We start from the raw sequence: 18884 nt of genomic DNA on the forward strand, positions 1-18884 counted from the left end.
CAAATATTAAATTAATCCAATTATTTTTAGGAGACTTTTAATTATATTTTGATTAATATAATTTAATATATATGTTTTTCATTTCTTCTTCACTTATCTTTACATAATTGTTTTGTAATAGTCTTTGTTGTGTATTTATAACACTTTGAGCAAATATACTTATTTCTTCTTCCTTCATTCCAAATTCTCTAAGTGGTTTTTTAGTTAATAAATTATTCAATAATTTTTCTATTTCAAAATAAACATTTTTTTCATCATCTAATCCTAAGGTTTGAGCTAATACCTTATTTACTTCTTTTATCTTTCCATTTGGATTTTTTTCATTATAAAGCTTAAATACTTCTGTAAACATATGGTAGTTAGCCTCTCCATGAGGAACATGATAAACTCCACCTAATGGGTAACTCATAGCATGAACTGCTCCCACTCCAGTATTACCAAATGCTATTCCTGCATAGTTACTAGCCAATAAAAATTCTTTTAATAAATTTTTTCTATACTCTTTTCCATTTTCAACAATTTCTTTGTATCCTTTAATGATTATCTCAATTGCTTTTATAGCAAATAACTCTGTAAATGAATTTGATTTTGGTGAAACAAAAGATTCTATAGCATGTATTAATGCATCTACTGAACTCGACATAAATACATTAAAAGGCAAGTTCTTCATTAATTCTGGTATTAAAACTGCATAATCTGGAATTAATTCATCACATGCTAAACCTAGCTTAGTGTTTTTAGATTTTATTTCTGCTATAGATATATTTGTAACTTCACTTCCAGTTCCACAAGTTGTTGGTATTATTATAAGTTCTTTTTCTTTTACAAGTTCTACTTTTCTTTCAAATAAGTCTACACAATCATCAACATCTTTAAATATTAGCAATTTAGCTATATCTATAACAGTTCCACCACCTATAGCTATAACTCTTTTATAATCTAAATCTTTTATATCTTTTATTATGCCATTTATCATTTCATCATTTGGTTCTCCATTTCCATATTCATTTTGTAAAACCAAATTACAATCTAAGTTTAAATCCTTTATAAATCCATTATATATAGAACTACGAGTTAATATTAAATCATTCTTTTCTAATTTGAATTCATCTACAAACTCTTTAAAATTTTCGAAAGAATGAATTTCTGTTAATAGTTTTAATTGTTTCATATAATTTTCTCCTTATGTATTATTAATCTAACCATTTTTAATTTCCATCATATATTACTCCTATTTAAAACTTTTCCCTAATTTTATCTTTAATTATATATATAATTAAAGATAAAATCCATAATATAATTTAAATATTTATGTATAGAGATTATAATTCATTTTACTATTTTTTAATTATTATAGTTTTTTTACACTAAAAAACCTCCTAAAGCATAAATAATTTTAAATTCTCTATCTTTAAGAAGTTGTATATTGTCTACTCATTTATAAGTTTACCAAACTCTTTCTCTTCATGAATCTTATTTTGTTCTTTTACTTACTTTATAGGATTAAGAAGAAGTCCATATCTTACAAATATACAAACAAGGATTAATATCCAAACTACATTAAATCTAGAACTATCAACTACGGCTTTAAATAGTGTTGAATCAAAAGCAAACCCTAGTACAAATAATAAGCTATTATATATCATCATAGATTTGTGTTTTATATTTATTATCTCTTGTATACCAAGTATTACTTAGCAATAATATAATACATTTTAAAATAACTACTTTGCATCCTATGGTATAATATTAGATATCTAATTTTTATTAGGAGGTAATATGAAAAAATTTAAACACTATTTTATAGTATCACTTATATTAATTTTTCTATCGGCTGTGATGTTTTTTGTACATTATTTAGTTTTTGGCCAAGCTGTAAATACCGCCTATTATTCTCTTATGAATCTATGTTTTATACCTATAAACAGTTTAGTTGTAACTATAATACTTGAAAAATTAATAGATTATAGAGCTAAGAAGGAAAGGCTAGATAAAATAAATATGTTAGTTGGAATATTCTTCACAGAGGTGGGCTTTAAGCTAATGCGTTTAATAATAAATGGTGATGTAGAGGCTAAAAACTACATAATCTGTTTTGATGATTTAGTAAAAGTTAAAAATAGTATAATAAATCATGATTATAAAGTCGATATGCGATATATTGATTTAGATGCTATTGAAGATATATTAGTAACTAATAGTAATCTATTTATAAACTTAATTGGTAATGAAAGTGTACATCAACATGAAGTATTTACTGATTTATTAATGTCTGTTGTACATTTAAGAGATGAAATTGCTTTTTATAAAAACGGTAATCAAAACCAAATAGATATTCATCATTTAGAAAATGATATTTTAAGGGTTTATAAAAACACTGCTGCTCAATGGATTTATTATCTTGAATATTTAAATAAATCTTATCCATTTTTATATAATAATGCTATAATGATTAACCCATTTAAATTTGATTAAAATAAAAAAGAGTGTACAATTCTTTGCTTTTTTCAATTCTATGATATTAATTTTAAACCTAAACCTTTTTGTATTAGTAGAAGTTCGTACTATTTAGAATATTTAATTTACAAATATTTACAAATTTCTGTGTTATAATACAAAAAAGGACTTTTATATTATAACTATGGATCCATATATATAAAGCCCAAACAATATAAGTATAGTTTTTTTATTAAGTAGCAGTAATTATTTTATAATAATTTAATAAAAGAATCATACTATAAGAGGATGGTGTACTTTATGAAAAAACTTGAAGCTCTTCTTATTATAGAAGGTATATTACTTGGAATAATTGGTGTATTATTTTTTACTAATCCAATACAATCATACTTTAATTTCACAACTATTGCTGGGATAATGTTAATTGTATCAGGTATATTTACATTAATTAGAGCATTTAAGTCAACAGACAAATCTCACTATATTTTTAGTGGTATTATAAACGTATTATTTGGTCTTATATTATGGTTATTCCCTATATCTACTACAAGTTCATTAATATTTGTATATGGTATATGGGCACTTGTAAGAGGACTTTACCTATTTATAATATCATTTAAAAGAAAAACTTTTGGGTTTAATGCAAATACTTTATACAATATATGTCTTGTAATATTAGGTTTATTAATATTTATAAATCCTATACAGATATTACTTTATACTCCATTTATAATAGGAATTTATTTTATAATATCTGCTATATTTGAGATATACTTAGGTTTTAAATTATAGTAATTACTAAAAGCTAGTCAATTGACTAGCTTTTTTTTGTATAAAAATATTATTATGTATGAGTTTTAATTAAAATGATAAACTAAATATATATATATAGGAGGGATGCTTGTGGATAAACTACTATGCTCTTTTAAATCTGTTATAAATTGTGATAATTTTTCTACTTGTAGTAACTGCATGTTTAATAAACATTTTGTGCATCATTCTAACATGTCAGTTTTTAATATAGATGCTCTATCATTTGATAAAAGTCTAGTTAATGATACTAATTCTTTAGCTAACTTTTTGGGTAAATTTATATCTGCATTAGATGAAAATTATAATGGTATGGAAATTTCTGAAATTCACTTTAAAAAAGATAATAGAGAAAGAAATCATTATGAACTAAAAGTAGTAAGTTATCCTTTAAACTCTAAAAGATACATAAATAAATCTTAAAAGAGTGTAAAATTTATATAAACTTTAAGACACTAAGTTATTTAATTATTTTCGCCTTCTTAATGAACCATTTTTATAAGTAAAAATCCGATTCAAAGTGTATTATATTTTAAAACTTTAAATTGAACTATTTTAGATATTCAAATTACAAATATATAAAAAGGACAGTTTAATTTTTAAAATTATTCTGTCCTTTTTATATATTTACAAATAAGATTACATATAAAATATTTAATTAAAATAAACTATACACATATTAATTTACATTAATAATTATGTCATTAGTTCAATAAATTATTTTGTGTTGAATTGTACTTTTTTATAAGTTCAACACCTAATATTGCCGATATTATTATAAAAATAGCAAGATTTATTGGGAAAAATAACACAAGTAAAAATATTGCTACAATATAATTTTCCATTATCGCACTTAAAAAAGTAGTAGCAACTACGCATGCTGAGAATACTGGGTCTACTCCAAATATAATCGAGATAGCAAACCCCATAGTAATTCCAGAAAACATTATAGGGAAAAGATGCCCTCCAATCCATCCTGTTGAAATACATAACTCTGTTGCTAAAAGCTTGAAAAAGCATATTATAAGAAGCCATGCTAATCCTAGACTTTTCCAATTTAATATTATATCTTTTAACTCATGTTCTCCAGAGAAAAATATATAAGGTATTGTTATACCTTATATTGCTAATAATCCCCCTCCTAAAACTGCTTTTATTACTTTATAATCATCTAAAGGTTTTAGTATCTTATTTAATACACTTCCCATTTTTTTATAATACAATGTTAAAAGAAATCCTACTATTAAAAGAGGTATAAAAAATAATAGTTCCCTTTTGCCTATATTAGCCTTTGAAAATCTTGTTATAAATGATGCTCGATTATCAAGTTTTGATAATAAATCAAATACATAAAAACCTCAGGATATAGTTAATACATATACTATTGTCTTAGCTTTTTTTATTTTATCTTTATTACTTATTAAACTATAAAAACCATATAATGGAGCAGCAAATATGATACCTATAGTTGATTATATACTTGATTCAATTAAAATTTCATTTAGATCATTTTCAATTTCTTTTCTTTTAAATCCATATTTAAGTAAATCACCGGATAAAGTAACTAATCCTCCTACAATTCCACTTAATGCTGCCTCTGGCCCAAGACTCGCTCCAAACCAAAGAATAATCAATGCTGATATTATTGACTTATGCAACGATTTATACTCAACTCTTTTGGTTTCTTTAAACTCCTTTAAAACAATTGGCATTGTTTTTGGATATTTCCCAAAATATTTTTGACATAATCCTACCATAATGCCACCTAAAATACATACAAATAAAACTAAGTAGTTATTATTAATCTTAAATATAAAGTCATACCATATCAAGTCTATTCCACTAAATATTAAAGTTAAAAATAACCATGTGATAGCTCCAACAGACGCTCCTATTAAGATGCTATAACTTCCAGCAACACATAAACTTAAAAATCTTTTCATTTGTTTTTCTTCCTTTGTTGTAAATTTTAAGACATATAATAAGAATACACTTTGTTATATATCTTACTTCTTATTTTTATATTTTATACAATCTAACTATTTTTATCTAACCCCTAAATCTTCTTATATGTTAACCGATATACTATTTTTTATTTATATTCCAAGATTTATACTCATTGTAAGTATATAATATATATTCATTAAAAAACCTACGTCAATTTTTCAGACGTAGGGTCATTTTACTTAATATATTTATGTAAAACTCTTATATTATCCTCCATATTAGCTTCTATACACCACATTCCTTTATAAGTAGTACTCTTAAAGCTACCCTCATAAGGAATCATATTCTGACTTACTTTGAAGTTTATATTTTCATTAATAATACTTTTAAGCTTTTTAATATCATTTATAGGTATATTAGTACTAACTTTTCCTATAATTGCCATAGCCATTTCAAATTGCTCATCCTTTTCTTTTTCTTCATACTTTTTTAAAAGCCCTTTTAACACATTTCTTTGTCTTTCAGTTCTTTCATAATCTCCATTACCTTTTTTTCTTATTCGAGAATAGGCTACAGCTTGACGACCATTTAAAGTCTTAATTCCACTTCCTTTTATGTAATCAGCTTTTTTATCTAGTTCTTCTATTTTATTTAATTCTACTAGATTTTTATTTATCTCTTCAACTTCATAATCTTTTAAATCTATATCAACTCCACCTATAATATCTATAACCTTAGCTAGGCTATAAAAATCCACAGCCAAGTATTTATCTATATCTAAATCAAAGTTTGTATTTATAGTATCAAGTGCAAGTTCTGCACCTCCATAGGCATAAGCGTGATTTAATTTGTCTTTTTTATGACCTTTTATATCTACTAAAGTATCTCTTAAAAGTGATACTAAATTAATTTCTTTGGTTTTTAAATCAATACTTGCTATCATAATAGAATCAGAACGAGCTGGTTCATTATCTTTTCTTCTATCTAATCCAAATAATGCTATATTTATATTTTTATTACTTTTAATATCTTCTTCTATATTTTGTGGATTTATAGTTATTTTTTTATTATTTTGTGATTTATTTATTATCCCTACTAATAGTAATATTGGTATTATGATTATTAATAATGCTAATAATATACTTCTTTTCTTAAAGATTTTCAATTTTTCACATCCTTTAAATTTTCACTTGATTATTCACTTTCTTCATTCATTTTATAGTTATAATATTTTTTTATTGATAATTAACTATGCCTATAGCTCTTACCTGTGAACCATCTGCATTATCATATTTTAAAGGTGCAGCTATAAATAGAAATTTTTCTGGTAAACTTTCTAAATTAGTTAAATTCTCTATTATTACTTTACTTTTTTCAAATAATATAGTATGTATTTCAAAATCATTTGACTCATAAGTATCCACTGATAGCATATCTATTCCTATACCTTTTATAGATGTATTTCCTAAATAAATTGCACACTCTTTAGTTAGTGTGGGATAGCTTTTATAATATAAATCTTTATTAAAATATTTACTCCATCCTGATTTAAATATTATAAAATCACTTTCTAATATATCCTTTTCAAAATTTTTAATATAATCTAGTTCTATTTTTTTCATATTACTTACATCTATAAGCAAAGCATTTCCTAGGAAATTATCGATTTCCATCTCATCTAAACTTTTTCCTTTGCTATTCATATGCTTAGGTGCATCTATATGAGTTCCATTATGAGAATACATACTTATTAAAGTTTCTTCATATCCATCATTCTCTATATTTGCTACTTTTTTTATATTTGGACATATTCCTTTCGAATATACTAACATGTCATCATGTAATTTTTGAGTTAAATCATATACTTTCATATCTATTCACTCCTAATTTTATATTTTCCTCAATATAATTAATATGATTATAGCACATACATTTACCATAAAGTACATGTTTTATTTTTGTATATTTTTTTACATAATAATTTAATTTTTAGCACAAACACTTCTTTTATTTCATATATAAGATTAAAGGGGTTTACTCTTACTAAATTTAAAAGGTTGGTGTTTTGATTATGATTTGTAAAAAATTTAATAACTGTAATAATAGATGCAATAATAGATGTAATAATAGATGCAATTGTAATTGCATGAATAATAATTGCAATCATCATTGGATAAATCCAAATTATTCTTGTGGATGTAATAATGGAGAAAGTTCTAGACCAAGGATCTGCCAAAATGAGGTAAGAAGAACTAATAACTTAATTGATAAAATAGATAATAAAAATGAAGATGCTATAAATAACTTAGAAAATGCTTTAGATAATTTTGATAATGTTAATTTATTAGCATTAAGAGATGATGTAGCTAATGCAAAATGTCAGCTTGATAAGTTAACTAATTGCTTAATGGATATAGTAGATAATTTAGGAGATGTTGTAGACGAGTTTAATGATGAAGCTATACCTAATCAAGCTCAAGGTATAAGAAATGTTTTAAAAGCTTTAGATAATCAAGATGATATAGCAGATTTAATAGAGGATTTAGAAGATGCGTTTGATGATACAGTAGACTGCTTTAGAGAAAATTGTATAAGAAATTCAGATGACGAAAATCATCATCATAATCATGATTGTCACTGTAAATGTGAATGTAAAAAGTGCAGAAATTAATATAAAAAATCTAGCCCTAAATTAGGCTAGATTTTTTATTTGTACTTTAAATATTTTTTATAATCTTTAAACTTCAATTTAAACTTTGGTATACCTACATAATATGGTGATATTTCATAAAGTGGGAAATATATAACTATGCCATCTTCATCTATATAAAAACTTTGATCTTCACTTATACCTTTAAATCCATAATCATCTTTAAAATATTTTTCAGGCTCTTTCATAATTTCTTCTCTTATAAAATCATTTATAAGCTTTTTATAATTTACACCTTCTCTAAATAAATCCTTAAGTTTTAACATTTCACCTGTTAATAAATCATAATTGTAGCTTTCTAAATAAGTCATTCCATGTGCTCCACCACTAAATTTATACTTAGTCATAGGTATACTTATTATCCTATTTCTATTATAAGTTGCTTCGTAGTTAATATATACTTCGTATTTATACTTTACACATTCCTTGCATTCTTTACTTATCTTAGTATCATACAGCTTCTTATATTCCTTAGCTTCTAATTTTGTGTTATTTTTAAAATCTAATACATCTTTATATATCTTATTATTTATTTCATTTATTACATATAAGTCAAATTTCTCTTGGCAAATATATTCTTTTTTAAGCTTTATAATAGGATAATTTATATCATATATGAAAAATTCACTATCCCTGCTTATATTAACTTTAGATATATACAAACAATTTTCCATTTACTCACCTCTTTAAACTAATATCTATATACTTATATATATGACTTTATATATTTGTATAATATTAATTAACTTTAAATTGGTGTTAAAATTCTATATTAAATCATGAGAATATTCTTTTATCGGTGCTTTTATTAGTAATAATATAGCACCAGTTATAAATATTGTTGCTATTAATGCTTTTACTAATATATTTTGACAAGCATATATTATATGACCTAAATTTGACCAGTAAGTCTCTATATACTTTTCTACAAAACCATACTTACCTTTAAAAAATTCTATTAATAGATAAATTATAGATAAAACTGGCATTCCTGCAAATAATAATAGAATAGTTACTTTTTTAAGCCTATAAACTAATGCTCCTATAAAAAGACCTAGAGCACTAAAAATAAAATTGTTTATAAATATATTTATAATCATATCTAGTATATATAATAATGTATCATCCCTAGTTGTATATATTAATGATGTAGCCCAACTACCTCCTGTTGTTTCTTCTTGAATTTTATTTAATACCTCACTTATTTCCCAAAAGATAGATCTACTAATTATTACTGCATCATATCCAGTAAATCCATTTAGTATTGTGCTTTCTAAAAACTCTACACCAACACCAATTATAGTAAATACAAAACACATACATATGATATATAAAATCATACTTTTTAAATAACTTTTCCTGTCACCTTTTATGCTTATCGCAATACTAAAGTCCTTTTGTGAAATACAAATTGAACATATAAACATCATAAGTCCTAATATATAATAGGTTTCACTTCTAAATATTAGAAAATTATCTTCTATTGTATAATTTTTAGTGTATATAGCACCTATTAAATTCATTCCATCTATTCCAATAATTAATAGTAAAAGAATAAACATGTATATATATGTATTTTTATTTAACATCTTTAAGTATGGTTTTAATTCTTTCATTATTTTATCTCCTCTTTAGAAATACTTATAAACATATCCTGAAGGCTCATTGCCTCTATATCTAAACTTAACTCTTTAATTTTGTTTAATTCCTCTTTACTTAACTTTTCATAATATGCATAAGTTTCATTATTTCTAAAGGTTTTAATAGGCTTTTTATTTTTAACTATGTCTAACTTATTTAGATCTTCTTTGTTTCCACTAATATATACTGAGTTCTCCTTTAAATTTTCTATACTATCATTAAAAACTACTTTTTTATTATTTATTATTACTACCTCTTCCAATAGATTTTCAACTTCATCTATTAAATGTGTTGCTATTATTATAGTTTTAGGGTAATTTATATAATTATCTAGTAATAAATCATAAAACTCTACTCTATTTAATGCATCAAGGCCTATAGTTGGTTCATCAAATATTACTATATCGGCATTAGAACATATTCCGATTATATTAAATACTAATGTTTTTAATCCTCTTGACAGATTTTTGTACCTCTTTTTTGTATCTATATTAAATTTTTTACAAAGCTTATGTTGAAGTTTTTTATCGTAGTTTTTGTAAAAATAAAAATATATATCAAATATGTCTTTTATCTTGGCATCTTCATTTAAATATTCTTTTTCTCTAACTATACATATATTTTCTAATATACTTGGATTTTTTCTTGCCTCTACCCCCTTTATATATATTTTACCCTCTTTTGATAATAGTTGATTAGTTATTATATTTAAAAGTGTAGTTTTCCCTGCCCCATTTTTACCTAAAAGACCATATATTTTATTTTCATGAAAATCTATATTTATATCGTCTAATATTTTTTGATTTTTGAAACTATAACTTAAATTCTCTACTTTAACCCCTATATTCATTTACTCCACCTCTTTGTAACATTTAATCATATCTATTAATTCTTGTTTTTCTATTTGAAGTTTTTTAGCTTCTATCAATAATTCCCTTATAAAGATATTCTTAAAGTTTTCTTTTCTAAAATTTCTTATAATTTCTTTAGCACCCTCATTTACAAACATACCAATTCCTCGTTTTTTATAAACTACATCTTTATCTACCAACGTATTTATCCCCTTTAATACTGTTGCTGGGTTGATTTTATAAAGCTTTGATATTTCAGTAGTTGATGGTATTTGTTCATGTTCTTTTATTTCATCTATTAGTATTTCATCTTCTATAGCTTTTGCTATTTGAATAAATATTGGTTCTTCTTCATTTAGTGTAAGCTTCATGCAACCTCCTTACCTAAATGGTTAGTTAATATAGTAACTAACCTATTTTTTAAAAATGGTAATACATTTTATACTAAATAGCAAGTTAATTTTATTATTTGATAATTATTTTTAAAATATATTTAAATGTTAATGACAATGGGTAATAATAATTACTATAATTAAAATATAGGAGGATGTTATGAGTTTTAAAAGAATAAACAGCTTATGCACTACAAATAATGAGAGAAGTTTTGTTATAGTTTATAACTTTAATGCAAAAGATACTTTAATGATTAAAAACATATTAAAATTATTAGGAATAAAAGATGTTTGCACTTTAAATAAAGATAATGCAAACTCTAAAATAGATGACATAATAAAAGGTAATATAGATGACACTTGTGTCCAAGGTATAAATCAAAGGGCTGTTATATTTAATAATATAGCACATACTAAGATAAGTGGATTTTCTGATAACTTAAGAAAATTTAAAATAAATAGACCTTTAATGGCTGTAGTTACAGAGGACAATATTTCCTGGTCATTAAATACTTTAATAGACAATTTAATTAATGAAAGAAATGCAATAAATAGTGGTAATACTTTAAATCACTAATTTATATTTGCATTTTTTCCTAAATATTATCAATATTTAGATGTTTTGTTGACTATTTTGTGCTATGATTTAAGTAAGTAAACTAACTTCGATTCTAAAACAAAATATAAACCTTTGTCGTTTATTTAAGTTATATATAAAAGTTAATTTATATATTATCTAAAAAAATAAGTAGGAGATATCTCCTACTTATACTAATAAAAATATTTAAGTTGTTTAATTCTACTTGGGTGTCTTAACTTTCTTATTGCCTTAGCTTCGATTTGTCTAATTCTTTCTCTAGTTACACCAAAAACTTTACCTATTTCTTCTAAGGTTTTTGGTATATCATCATCAAGACCAAATCTCATTCTAAGTACCCTTTGTTCTTGTTCAGTAAGACCTGTTAATAGTTCTTCTATCTTTTCTCTTAGGTTATTTTTTTCAACCTCATGCATAACTACATCACCAAAATTAGCATCCGATGGTATAAATTCAACTAAACTACTATCTTCATCTTCTTTTATAGGTGTATCTAGTGATACTACATTCTTATCCCTTTTCAATATATCTATTACTTTTTCTACTTCTAACTCACATATTTCTGCCAATTCTTCAATTTTGGGATCTCTTTGTAATATGTTTGCAAGTTCTTGCTTTTTCCTTTTTACAAAATTTATTCTTTGATGAAGATGTACCGGTATTCTAATAGTATTTTCACAATCATCTATGTATCTTGTTATACTTTGCTTAATCCACCAAGTAGCATAAGTACTAAATTTATATCCCTTTGTATAGTCATATTTTTCAACAGCTTTAATTAAACCAATATTTCCGGCTTGAATTAGGTCTAACATATCTACATTTTCTTTTCTATATTTTTTTGCTATACTAACAACTAATCTGTAATTTGCATTAATAAATTTTTCCTTCGCTTCTAATGAAGAGTTAGTTATTTCCTTAGCAAGTTCTACTTCTTCACCTGCAGATAGCATTTTGTACTCCTCTATTTCCTTTAAGTACATTTTCATTGCATTTGATCCACCTGATGAGTCTGAATAAATATAATTTTCGTAAGTGTTTTCAGTTTTAGCCCCCATAATCTAACCCCTTTTGCATATAGTTCAGTAATTAATATATTAAATTACCTTTACTTAATTTTATAATATGATTACTAATATTAAAAAATTCCTTTTAAGATACTTTTATAGCACATAAAAAATTATAATTCTTTAAAGAATTTAATATACAATTTTTATCTATGTACTTTAAAAGAGTTCTCCTTTAATTATATTTGATAAAAGACATGTTTATATCTTTTAGTCAATATATTTATTATTCTACTATTCTCTCTTACTTACCAAATTTCCTTCTTTTTTTTATATTTTTTTAATTTTTTTGAATATATCACATAAATCCTTAGGCTATTTAAAATATATATAAATATATATAATTTTAAATTAGATAAAGCTTTAGTTCTTATTCAAAGCAAAGTTGAATAATTATTATAAAATTTATTCCAAAAAGAAAAAAAAGACTGCTTTATAGCAATCTTTTTTCCCGAACGACTTTGATAAGTCCCCTATTAATAAATCCTTAGCGTTTGCCCCAACACTTGCGGTTTTATAGTTATTTTTCAACTATTTAATAATACCACCATTAAAAAATCTAGTCAAGCAAATATAAATTCTACTTACTTAAAGAGTTTTATTTAATAAGTTTTTAGTTTTATTAGTTTAATATATTTGTAATAAAAAATCCTCTTAAGTAAGAGGATTTTTTGTACTTATATATGTATGTTTATTAGTGTTTACAACCACAATCATCTCCACAGCCACATTCATGACCTTCTTCGTGAGAACAACCGCATCCTTCGTGATTATGAGCCTCTTCATGCTTTTTAGCTATTTCTTCCATTTCAAAGAATTCTTTAACCATTTGTTCATATGTTGGAAGTGAAGCTTCTGTATCATACTCTTCTCCAGTCCAATCAGCATACATCATAGAATCTCCATTAGTTAATACTAATCTTCCTGCCATAGTCATATTGTCAACATCTTCTAAGAAATCTATTTGCTTTTGAACTACTTCACCTTCTAGTTCTATATCTTCATCCATACAAGTTACTATCATAACTGGTGCATAGTAATCTTCCTCATCTTTAACGTTAACTACTATATCTAATGTTCCTTCTGCTCCTTCTTCAAATTCAGCTAAAGGTACATCTGTATCTATCATATCATGTGGAACTAATAAATCTTCCATTAAATATTTTATAACTCTTTCTTTTACTAATTGTTTTGACATGTTAATATCTCCTTTCTTATTAAAGCTTTTATAGTAAATCTTTACCTTTTTATAGTATACCACATTTGTTTATTTTTCAATCTTTAATAGCTAAAATTTCACTTACATTATAAATTTATAATGCCTTTCCTTCAAGATTTTATCTATATTTCGACATTTTTAGATAACCATTTACATATCTTTACAGTATATTTTTTGTTATTTTGTATGTTATTATTATTCACGAGGGGATCTCCCCTAATCCAAAGGTTACAAATCAGTAACATTTTAAAAATATTCAATTAAAGAGGTGTATTATTTTATGAAATTAAATAAAAAGATAAAAACTTTATTAGCTTTAGGTGTAATAAGTGTTACAACCGCATCTTCAATGATACCAGTAAATGCTTTATCTAAAGATACTATTAAATCTAATTGTGAGAAAAAATCTATATATGTATGTATAAATGGAGTTGACTTTAAACTTCCACTAGACGTGCTATGTCCTATAAAAGCAAATGTACCTAAATTTTCATTTGATTTAAAAAATAACTCTGTAACAGCTTTAAATCCTGATAAAAATTCTGAAGCATGTAAAAAACCTTCTACTTCTAATAATAGTACTAATGTAGATAATAAACCTTCTACTCCTAACAATAACACTAATGTAGATAATAAACCTTCTACTCCTAATAATAATACTAATGTAGATAATAAACCTTCTACTCCTAACAATAACACTAATGTAGATAGTAAACCTTCTACTCCTAATAATAATACTAATGTAGATAGTAAACCTTCTACTCCTAGCAATAACACTAATGTAGATAATAAACCTTCTACTCCTGACAACTCAACTGCTCAAAGTGGTAATTTCTCATCTTATCAAAGAGAAATTGTAAATATAGTAAATGCTGAAAGAAGTAAAAGAGGTTTAGCTCCACTTACACTTGATAGCTCATTATCAAATGTTGCTACTAAAAAATCACAAGATATGATAAATAGAGGATATTTTGATCATAATTCACCAACTTACGGTTCTCCATTTGATATGATGAAGCAATTTGGTATAAACTACAAAGCTGCTGGAGAAAACATCGCTATGGGACAAAAAGATCCACAAGATGTTATGAATTCATGGATGAACTCAGATGGCCACAGAAAAAATATACTAAGTCCTAACTTTACTCATATAGGTGTTGGTATTGCCAAAGCTAGTAATGGACAACTTTACTGGACACAAATGTTTATCGGAAAATAATAAATCAAATAAAAAAGTAGTCATAAAAAATGACTATCTTTTTATTTTGCTTAATTTTTATGCTAAATTTTTATCAAACAGAAATCATACTATTTATTAAGATTTTATTACAATCTTGTAATCCACTTTATACTAAAAATAGTTTATAGTATACTATATTGGAAATGTATTATGGTTAACTTTAAAAGTTGAAAGGAATGAAATTTATGAATAAAGGATTTAAGAATTTTAAGAAAAAGGCTATAGGTTTGTCTCTTGCACTTTGCTTAACAATAGCAAACTTAGGAGTAGCATTTGCTGATGGTTCACGTGTTGTTACACTAGGTGCTAACTTAAACCCTTCTCAAAGAGAACAAATGTTAAAATACTTTGGTGTTAATGAAAATCAGGCAGTTATAATAGAAGTTAACAACAAAGAAGAAAGAGAATACTTACAAGGAGTTGCAACTGAAGAACAATTAGGTAAAGTTACTATGTCTTGTTCTTATGTTGAGCCAACTAAAAAAGGAAATGGAATAAATGTTAAAACTGCAAACTTAACTTGGGTAACTAGTGCAATGATAGCTACTACTTTATCTACTGCAGGAATAGAAAATGCTAACGTAATAGCAGCAGCTCCATTCCCTGTATCTGGTACTGGTGCATTAACAGGTGTTATGAAGGCATTTGAGGATGCTACAGGTAAGTCACTTTCAGAAGAGAAAAAGGAATTAGCTACAGAAGAGTTAGTTACAACTGGTGATTTAGGTGATTCAATAGGTCAGGATAAAGCTACTGGTGTTATAAATGATATAAAAACAGAAATCATAAAAAATAACACTAAGGATACAGTTCAAATTGCTGATACTATAAACAATATAACTAATAACTATAATGTTAATCTATCTGATGAGCAATTTAAACAAATAGAATCTTTAATGTCAAAGATAGCTAGCCAAGACTACAATTACAATGACATGAAAGATACTTTAGAAAATGTATCTAATGTTGTTGAAAATAACTTAAAAGATCTTGGTGAAAGTATACAAAACTCTGGAATACTTGATACTATAAAAGGATGGTTTGAAGGTATTGGAGATTGGTTTGGTAATTTATTCAGTAAAGAGCAAAATAAGGATCTAGGTATACTTGAAAATACTAATGACCAAATGTTAGGTGAAAATGCTACTATAAATGCTACAGATGATAAAGCTGTTAATTTACCATCTAGTGAAGAAGTTGAAGGATTCTTTGCTAAAGTATGGAACTGGCTTACAGGATTATTTACATCTGATGAAAAAGCTCCAACTAAAGAATCAACGCCAAATAATACAACAACTACAAATGATGGCAGTTCAAATGTAGAAAATACTACTAATGAAGGTAAAGATATACCAGTATCAAATGAAGAAAATAATAATTCACAAGATACTACAAATAGTGAGAATAACTCTACTGAAATGCCATCACAAAATACAAACCAAAATGATAGTTCAAACGCAGAGATACCCCCTGCACAGTAAAATTAATTAAAAAATGTCTATAAATTAAAAGGTATCAGATTAGAATCTGATACCTTTTTTGTATTATAATTTATTCTTCTATTCACTATATCTTACTCTATCTATTAATGACTCTTTGTTAAATAACTTATTTATAAATTTTCCTATAAATGAACTAAAACATTGCTATTACAGGAATTTATAAACTACATAGTACACCCCACTATTTTTCATAACTTTATATACTATATATCCAATAACAATCCCTACACTAAATGATAAAATTAGAGTAATAAATGTGTAAAATGACCCTTCTAACTTTAGCATTTTAAGTAATTATTTATCACTCATGCCTATAGCTTAAAGTATACCTATTTCTCTTTTTCTAGATATAATACTAGTTATAATAGTATTTATAATATTTGCTAAACTTATAGCTCCTATAACACTTAACTTCTTATTATAATTATTTATTTAACTTAGTCAACAATTTAGACAATTTTATGACTTTTCAGATTTTTCGCATTTCATTTATTTAGTATATTAATTAATTAAATAAGATATTATATTAATAAAACCATTTATAAACTTTAATATTTTTAGTATATACATACTTTTTATTTATATTTTAAGCAGTTTATATGTATTATATTGTCTTTTTAAAGCAATTTTATTATAATTATCTTAAATAAGAAAGCCTTTTTTAAAATTTTATATTTTATAAATGAAAACTTTCTAAAAGTGCATGTACAAAGATTTTATCTAATCTAAACTTTAAAATGATTATAATTTCTAATGTGCTATAAAAAAGAGATAAATGTCATATAATTAAATTAAGGAGATACTATCATGGAACCGATTAATATTAAGAGACAAGAACTAGAAAACATCTATGGAAAAATCAGTCCATTTGAATTTAAAAACAAACTTTTAGAATTAGCAACTAATCCTTCTAAGAAAAGTACACGTACATTACTTGATGCGGGAAGAGGTAATCCTAACTGGATAGCACATGCTCCTCGTAACGCATTTTTCACTTTTGGGCATTTTGCTATTGAAGAAAGTAAACACACTTGGAATAATGGACCTTTATCTGGTATGCCAAGAAAAAAAGATATATCTAAAAGATTTTTTACATATCTAGATAATAACCCTAATCTTCCAGAAGTAGATTTTCTACGTAAAATGGTTGAGTTTTGCGTATACGAATTAGGATTTAATTCTGATGATTTTTTACATGAAATAACTGATGCAATAATTGGGGATAACTACCCATTTCCAGATAGAATGCTTATTCATATAGAAAAAATAGTTAAGGCTTATTTAACTAAAGAGCTTAAATACGATACTTTAAAAGGTGGAGATTTTGACATTTTTGCTGTTGAGGGTGCTACTGCTGCAATGTGTTATGTATTTGACTCATTAATAGCTAATAATCTACTTTTAAAAGGAGATAAAATAGCTATAATGACACCAGTATTTACTCCATATTTAGAAATACCTCATCTACCAAGATATGAATTTGATGTTGTATATATAAATGCAGATGAGAAAACGCCTGATGGAAAACATACATGGCAATGCACTGATAAAGAACTTGAAAAGCTTTGTGATAAAGATATAAAAGCTCTATTTGTTGTAAATCCTAGTAATCCACCATCAATGGCTATATCTCCTGAAAGTACTAGTAAAATAGTAAATATAGTTAAAAATTATAATCCTGATTTAATGATTATATCTGATGATGTTTATGGAACTTTTGTCCATGGATTTAAGTCTTTAATGTCGGAATTACCATACAATACAATAGGTGCTTATTCATATTCTAAATATTTTGGTGTAACAGGTTGGAGATTAGGTACTTTAGCACTGCATCACAACAATGTATTTGATAAACTTATAAATGAACTTCCATACTCTATAAGAAAAAGAACTAATAAAAGATATGCTGATATGAATACTAATCCAGAAAAAGTGCCATTTATAGATAGATTAGTCGCAGATAGTAGACAAGTTGCACTAAACCATACTGCTGGTCTTTCTACTCCGCAACAAGTTCAAATGGCATTTTTATCATTAGTATCTCTTATGGATAATGACGATTCATACAAAAACCTTACAATAGACATATGTAGAACTCGTAAAAAGTTATTATTTGATAGTCTTGGTATGGATTTAGAATTTGATAAAAATGATGCATCATACTATACTCAATTTGATGTATTAGATTTAGCTAAAGACTACTATGGAGAAGATTTTTCTTATTACTTAGAGATTAATTACAATCCTGTGGATATATTATTTGATTTAGCAGAGGAATCATCAATAGTTTTACTAGGTGGAGGTGGATTTGCTGGACCTAAGTGGTCTATAAGAATATCACTTGCTAATCTATTTGATGATGCCTATTCTGAAATAGGTCACTCTCTTAAAAAAGTACTAGATAACTACTTTAATGAATATAAAAAAGCCTAAAAACAAAAAGAGTAATC

The 18884-nt window shown here is 25.2% G+C and carries 19 protein-coding genes; 8 read left to right on the top strand and 11 right to left on the bottom strand.

The features are described from left to right. Positions 1–52: 52 nt before the first annotated feature. Positions 53–1171 (bottom strand): 4-hydroxybutyrate dehydrogenase, encoded by a 1119-nt coding sequence (locus ABCP60_RS07540; protein WP_092925332.1) that lies wholly within the window; start codon positions 1169–1171, stop codon positions 53–55. Between the two features lie 608 nt (positions 1172–1779). Between ABCP60_RS07540 and ABCP60_RS07545 the strand changes: the two genes are divergently transcribed. The 3 genes from ABCP60_RS07545 (at position 1780) to ABCP60_RS07555 (ending at position 3690) form a co-directional block, all read left to right on the top strand. Next, on the top strand, positions 1780–2475 hold the full coding sequence (locus ABCP60_RS07545) for a hypothetical protein (protein WP_092925330.1): 696 nt from the start codon (positions 1780–1782) through the stop codon (positions 2473–2475). Positions 2476–2757: 282 nt separating this feature from the next. Next, positions 2758–3249 (top strand): DUF308 domain-containing protein, encoded by a 492-nt coding sequence (locus ABCP60_RS07550; protein WP_092925328.1) that lies wholly within the window; start codon positions 2758–2760, stop codon positions 3247–3249. Between the two features lie 111 nt (positions 3250–3360). Next, complete coding sequence (locus tag ABCP60_RS07555; RefSeq protein WP_092925326.1) at positions 3361–3690, top strand: hypothetical protein; 330 nt, start codon at positions 3361–3363, stop codon at positions 3688–3690. 281 nt (positions 3691–3971) lie between these two features. Here ABCP60_RS07555 and ABCP60_RS07560 read toward each other — a convergent pair whose 3' ends face one another. The 4 genes from ABCP60_RS07560 to ABCP60_RS07575 form a co-directional block, all read right to left on the bottom strand. Further along, positions 3972–4382, bottom strand: a complete 411-nt coding sequence (locus ABCP60_RS07560; protein ID WP_343101574.1) for a chloride channel protein — start codon at positions 4380–4382, stop codon at positions 3972–3974. 357 nt (positions 4383–4739) lie between these two features. Beyond that, entirely contained in the window at positions 4740–5210 is a 471-nt protein-coding gene (locus tag ABCP60_RS07565) for a hypothetical protein (protein WP_343101548.1), read from the bottom strand. A gap of 239 nt (positions 5211–5449) precedes the next feature. Next, positions 5450–6379, bottom strand: a complete 930-nt coding sequence (locus ABCP60_RS07570; protein WP_092925322.1) for an LCP family protein — start codon at positions 6377–6379, stop codon at positions 5450–5452. 70 nt (positions 6380–6449) lie between these two features. Then, positions 6450–7085: a cyclase family protein gene (locus tag ABCP60_RS07575; protein ID WP_343101549.1), complete on the bottom strand. Its 636-nt coding sequence runs from the start codon at positions 7083–7085 to the stop codon at positions 6450–6452. Positions 7086–7285: 200 nt separating this feature from the next. Here ABCP60_RS07575 and ABCP60_RS07580 point away from each other — a divergent pair, with 200 nt between their 5' ends. Then, positions 7286–7885 carry a hypothetical protein gene (locus tag ABCP60_RS07580; protein ID WP_272105165.1) on the top strand — a complete coding sequence of 200 codons (600 nt, stop codon included), beginning with the start codon at positions 7286–7288 and terminating at the stop codon, positions 7883–7885. A gap of 35 nt (positions 7886–7920) precedes the next feature. Here the strand turns inward: ABCP60_RS07580 and ABCP60_RS07585 are convergent, their stop codons facing one another. The 4 genes from ABCP60_RS07585 to ABCP60_RS07600 form a co-directional block, all read right to left on the bottom strand. Further along, positions 7921–8598, bottom strand: coding sequence for a DUF3298 and DUF4163 domain-containing protein (locus ABCP60_RS07585; protein ID WP_343101550.1), 678 nt, complete (start codon positions 8596–8598; stop codon positions 7921–7923). Between the two features lie 93 nt (positions 8599–8691). Continuing rightward, positions 8692–9540, bottom strand: coding sequence for a hypothetical protein (locus tag ABCP60_RS07590; RefSeq protein ID WP_343101551.1), 849 nt, complete (start codon positions 9538–9540; stop codon positions 8692–8694). Further along, positions 9540–10415, bottom strand: a complete 876-nt coding sequence (locus tag ABCP60_RS07595) for an ABC transporter ATP-binding protein (protein ID WP_092925312.1) — start codon at positions 10413–10415, stop codon at positions 9540–9542. Before ABCP60_RS07595 ends, ABCP60_RS07590 begins: the two co-directional genes overlap by 1 nt. After that, entirely contained in the window at positions 10416–10787 is a 372-nt protein-coding gene (locus tag ABCP60_RS07600) for a GntR family transcriptional regulator (RefSeq protein WP_092925310.1), read from the bottom strand. A 181-nt stretch (positions 10788–10968) separates the two neighbouring features. On the opposite strand from ABCP60_RS07600, the gene ABCP60_RS07605 reads away from it, so the two are divergent. After that, on the top strand, positions 10969–11385 hold the full coding sequence (locus tag ABCP60_RS07605; RefSeq protein WP_092925308.1) for a DUF3783 domain-containing protein: 417 nt from the start codon (positions 10969–10971) through the stop codon (positions 11383–11385). 194 nt (positions 11386–11579) lie between these two features. Here ABCP60_RS07605 and ABCP60_RS07610 read toward each other — a convergent pair whose 3' ends face one another. Continuing rightward, on the bottom strand, positions 11580–12464 hold the full coding sequence (locus tag ABCP60_RS07610; RefSeq protein WP_092925306.1) for a sigma-70 family RNA polymerase sigma factor: 885 nt from the start codon (positions 12462–12464) through the stop codon (positions 11580–11582). Positions 12465–13167: 703 nt separating this feature from the next. Then, positions 13168–13671: a type I restriction enzyme HsdR N-terminal domain-containing protein gene (locus tag ABCP60_RS07615; protein ID WP_092925304.1), complete on the bottom strand. Its 504-nt coding sequence runs from the start codon at positions 13669–13671 to the stop codon at positions 13168–13170. A gap of 301 nt (positions 13672–13972) precedes the next feature. Between ABCP60_RS07615 and ABCP60_RS07620 the strand changes: the two genes are divergently transcribed. The 3 genes from ABCP60_RS07620 (at position 13973) to aspD (ending at position 18867) form a co-directional block, all read left to right on the top strand. Next, entirely contained in the window at positions 13973–14911 is a 939-nt protein-coding gene (locus ABCP60_RS07620; RefSeq protein WP_343101552.1) for a CAP domain-containing protein, read from the top strand. 206 nt (positions 14912–15117) lie between these two features. Then, complete coding sequence (locus ABCP60_RS07625) at positions 15118–16413, top strand: DUF1002 domain-containing protein (RefSeq protein ID WP_195581583.1); 1296 nt, start codon at positions 15118–15120, stop codon at positions 16411–16413. 828 nt (positions 16414–17241) lie between these two features. Next, positions 17242–18867 (top strand): aspartate 4-decarboxylase, encoded by a 1626-nt coding sequence (aspD, locus tag ABCP60_RS07630; RefSeq protein WP_195238206.1) that lies wholly within the window; start codon positions 17242–17244, stop codon positions 18865–18867. Positions 18868–18884 lie beyond the last annotated feature (17 nt).

It is taken from the genome of Romboutsia sp. MSSM.1001216sp_RTP31141st1_G3_RTP31141_220114 (genome assembly GCF_039031195.1).
Taxonomy (GTDB): domain Bacteria; phylum Bacillota; class Clostridia; order Peptostreptococcales; family Peptostreptococcaceae; genus Romboutsia_C; species Romboutsia_C hominis.

Bases quoted from the DNA above. Each gene is read 5' to 3' on its own strand.
- ABCP60_RS07590 (WP_343101551.1), bottom strand. From the start codon at position 9,540: ATGAAAGAATTAAAACCATACTTAAAGATGTTAAATAAAAATACATAT.
- ABCP60_RS07565 (WP_343101548.1), bottom strand. From the start codon at position 5,210: ATGAAAAGATTTTTAAGTTTATGTGTTGCTGGAAGTTATAGCATCTTA.
- ABCP60_RS07545 (WP_092925330.1), top strand. From the start codon at position 1,780: ATGAAAAAATTTAAACACTATTTTATAGTATCACTTATATTAATTTTT.
- ABCP60_RS07580 (WP_272105165.1), top strand. From the start codon at position 7,286: ATGATTTGTAAAAAATTTAATAACTGTAATAATAGATGCAATAATAGA.
- ABCP60_RS07575 (WP_343101549.1), bottom strand. From the start codon at position 7,085: ATGAAAGTATATGATTTAACTCAAAAATTACATGATGACATGTTAGTA.
- ABCP60_RS07600 (WP_092925310.1), bottom strand. From the start codon at position 10,787: ATGAAGCTTACACTAAATGAAGAAGAACCAATATTTATTCAAATAGCA.
- ABCP60_RS07585 (WP_343101550.1), bottom strand. From the start codon at position 8,598: ATGGAAAATTGTTTGTATATATCTAAAGTTAATATAAGCAGGGATAGT.
- ABCP60_RS07540 (WP_092925332.1), bottom strand. From the start codon at position 1,171: ATGAAACAATTAAAACTATTAACAGAAATTCATTCTTTCGAAAATTTT.
- ABCP60_RS07595 (WP_092925312.1), bottom strand. From the start codon at position 10,415: ATGAATATAGGGGTTAAAGTAGAGAATTTAAGTTATAGTTTCAAAAAT.
- ABCP60_RS07625 (WP_195581583.1), top strand. From the start codon at position 15,118: ATGAATAAAGGATTTAAGAATTTTAAGAAAAAGGCTATAGGTTTGTCT.
- aspD (WP_195238206.1), top strand. From the start codon at position 17,242: ATGGAACCGATTAATATTAAGAGACAAGAACTAGAAAACATCTATGGA.
- ABCP60_RS07615 (WP_092925304.1), bottom strand. From the start codon at position 13,671: ATGTCAAAACAATTAGTAAAAGAAAGAGTTATAAAATATTTAATGGAA.
- ABCP60_RS07620 (WP_343101552.1), top strand. From the start codon at position 13,973: ATGAAATTAAATAAAAAGATAAAAACTTTATTAGCTTTAGGTGTAATA.
- ABCP60_RS07610 (WP_092925306.1), bottom strand. From the start codon at position 12,464: ATGGGGGCTAAAACTGAAAACACTTACGAAAATTATATTTATTCAGAC.
- ABCP60_RS07605 (WP_092925308.1), top strand. From the start codon at position 10,969: ATGAGTTTTAAAAGAATAAACAGCTTATGCACTACAAATAATGAGAGA.
- ABCP60_RS07550 (WP_092925328.1), top strand. From the start codon at position 2,758: ATGAAAAAACTTGAAGCTCTTCTTATTATAGAAGGTATATTACTTGGA.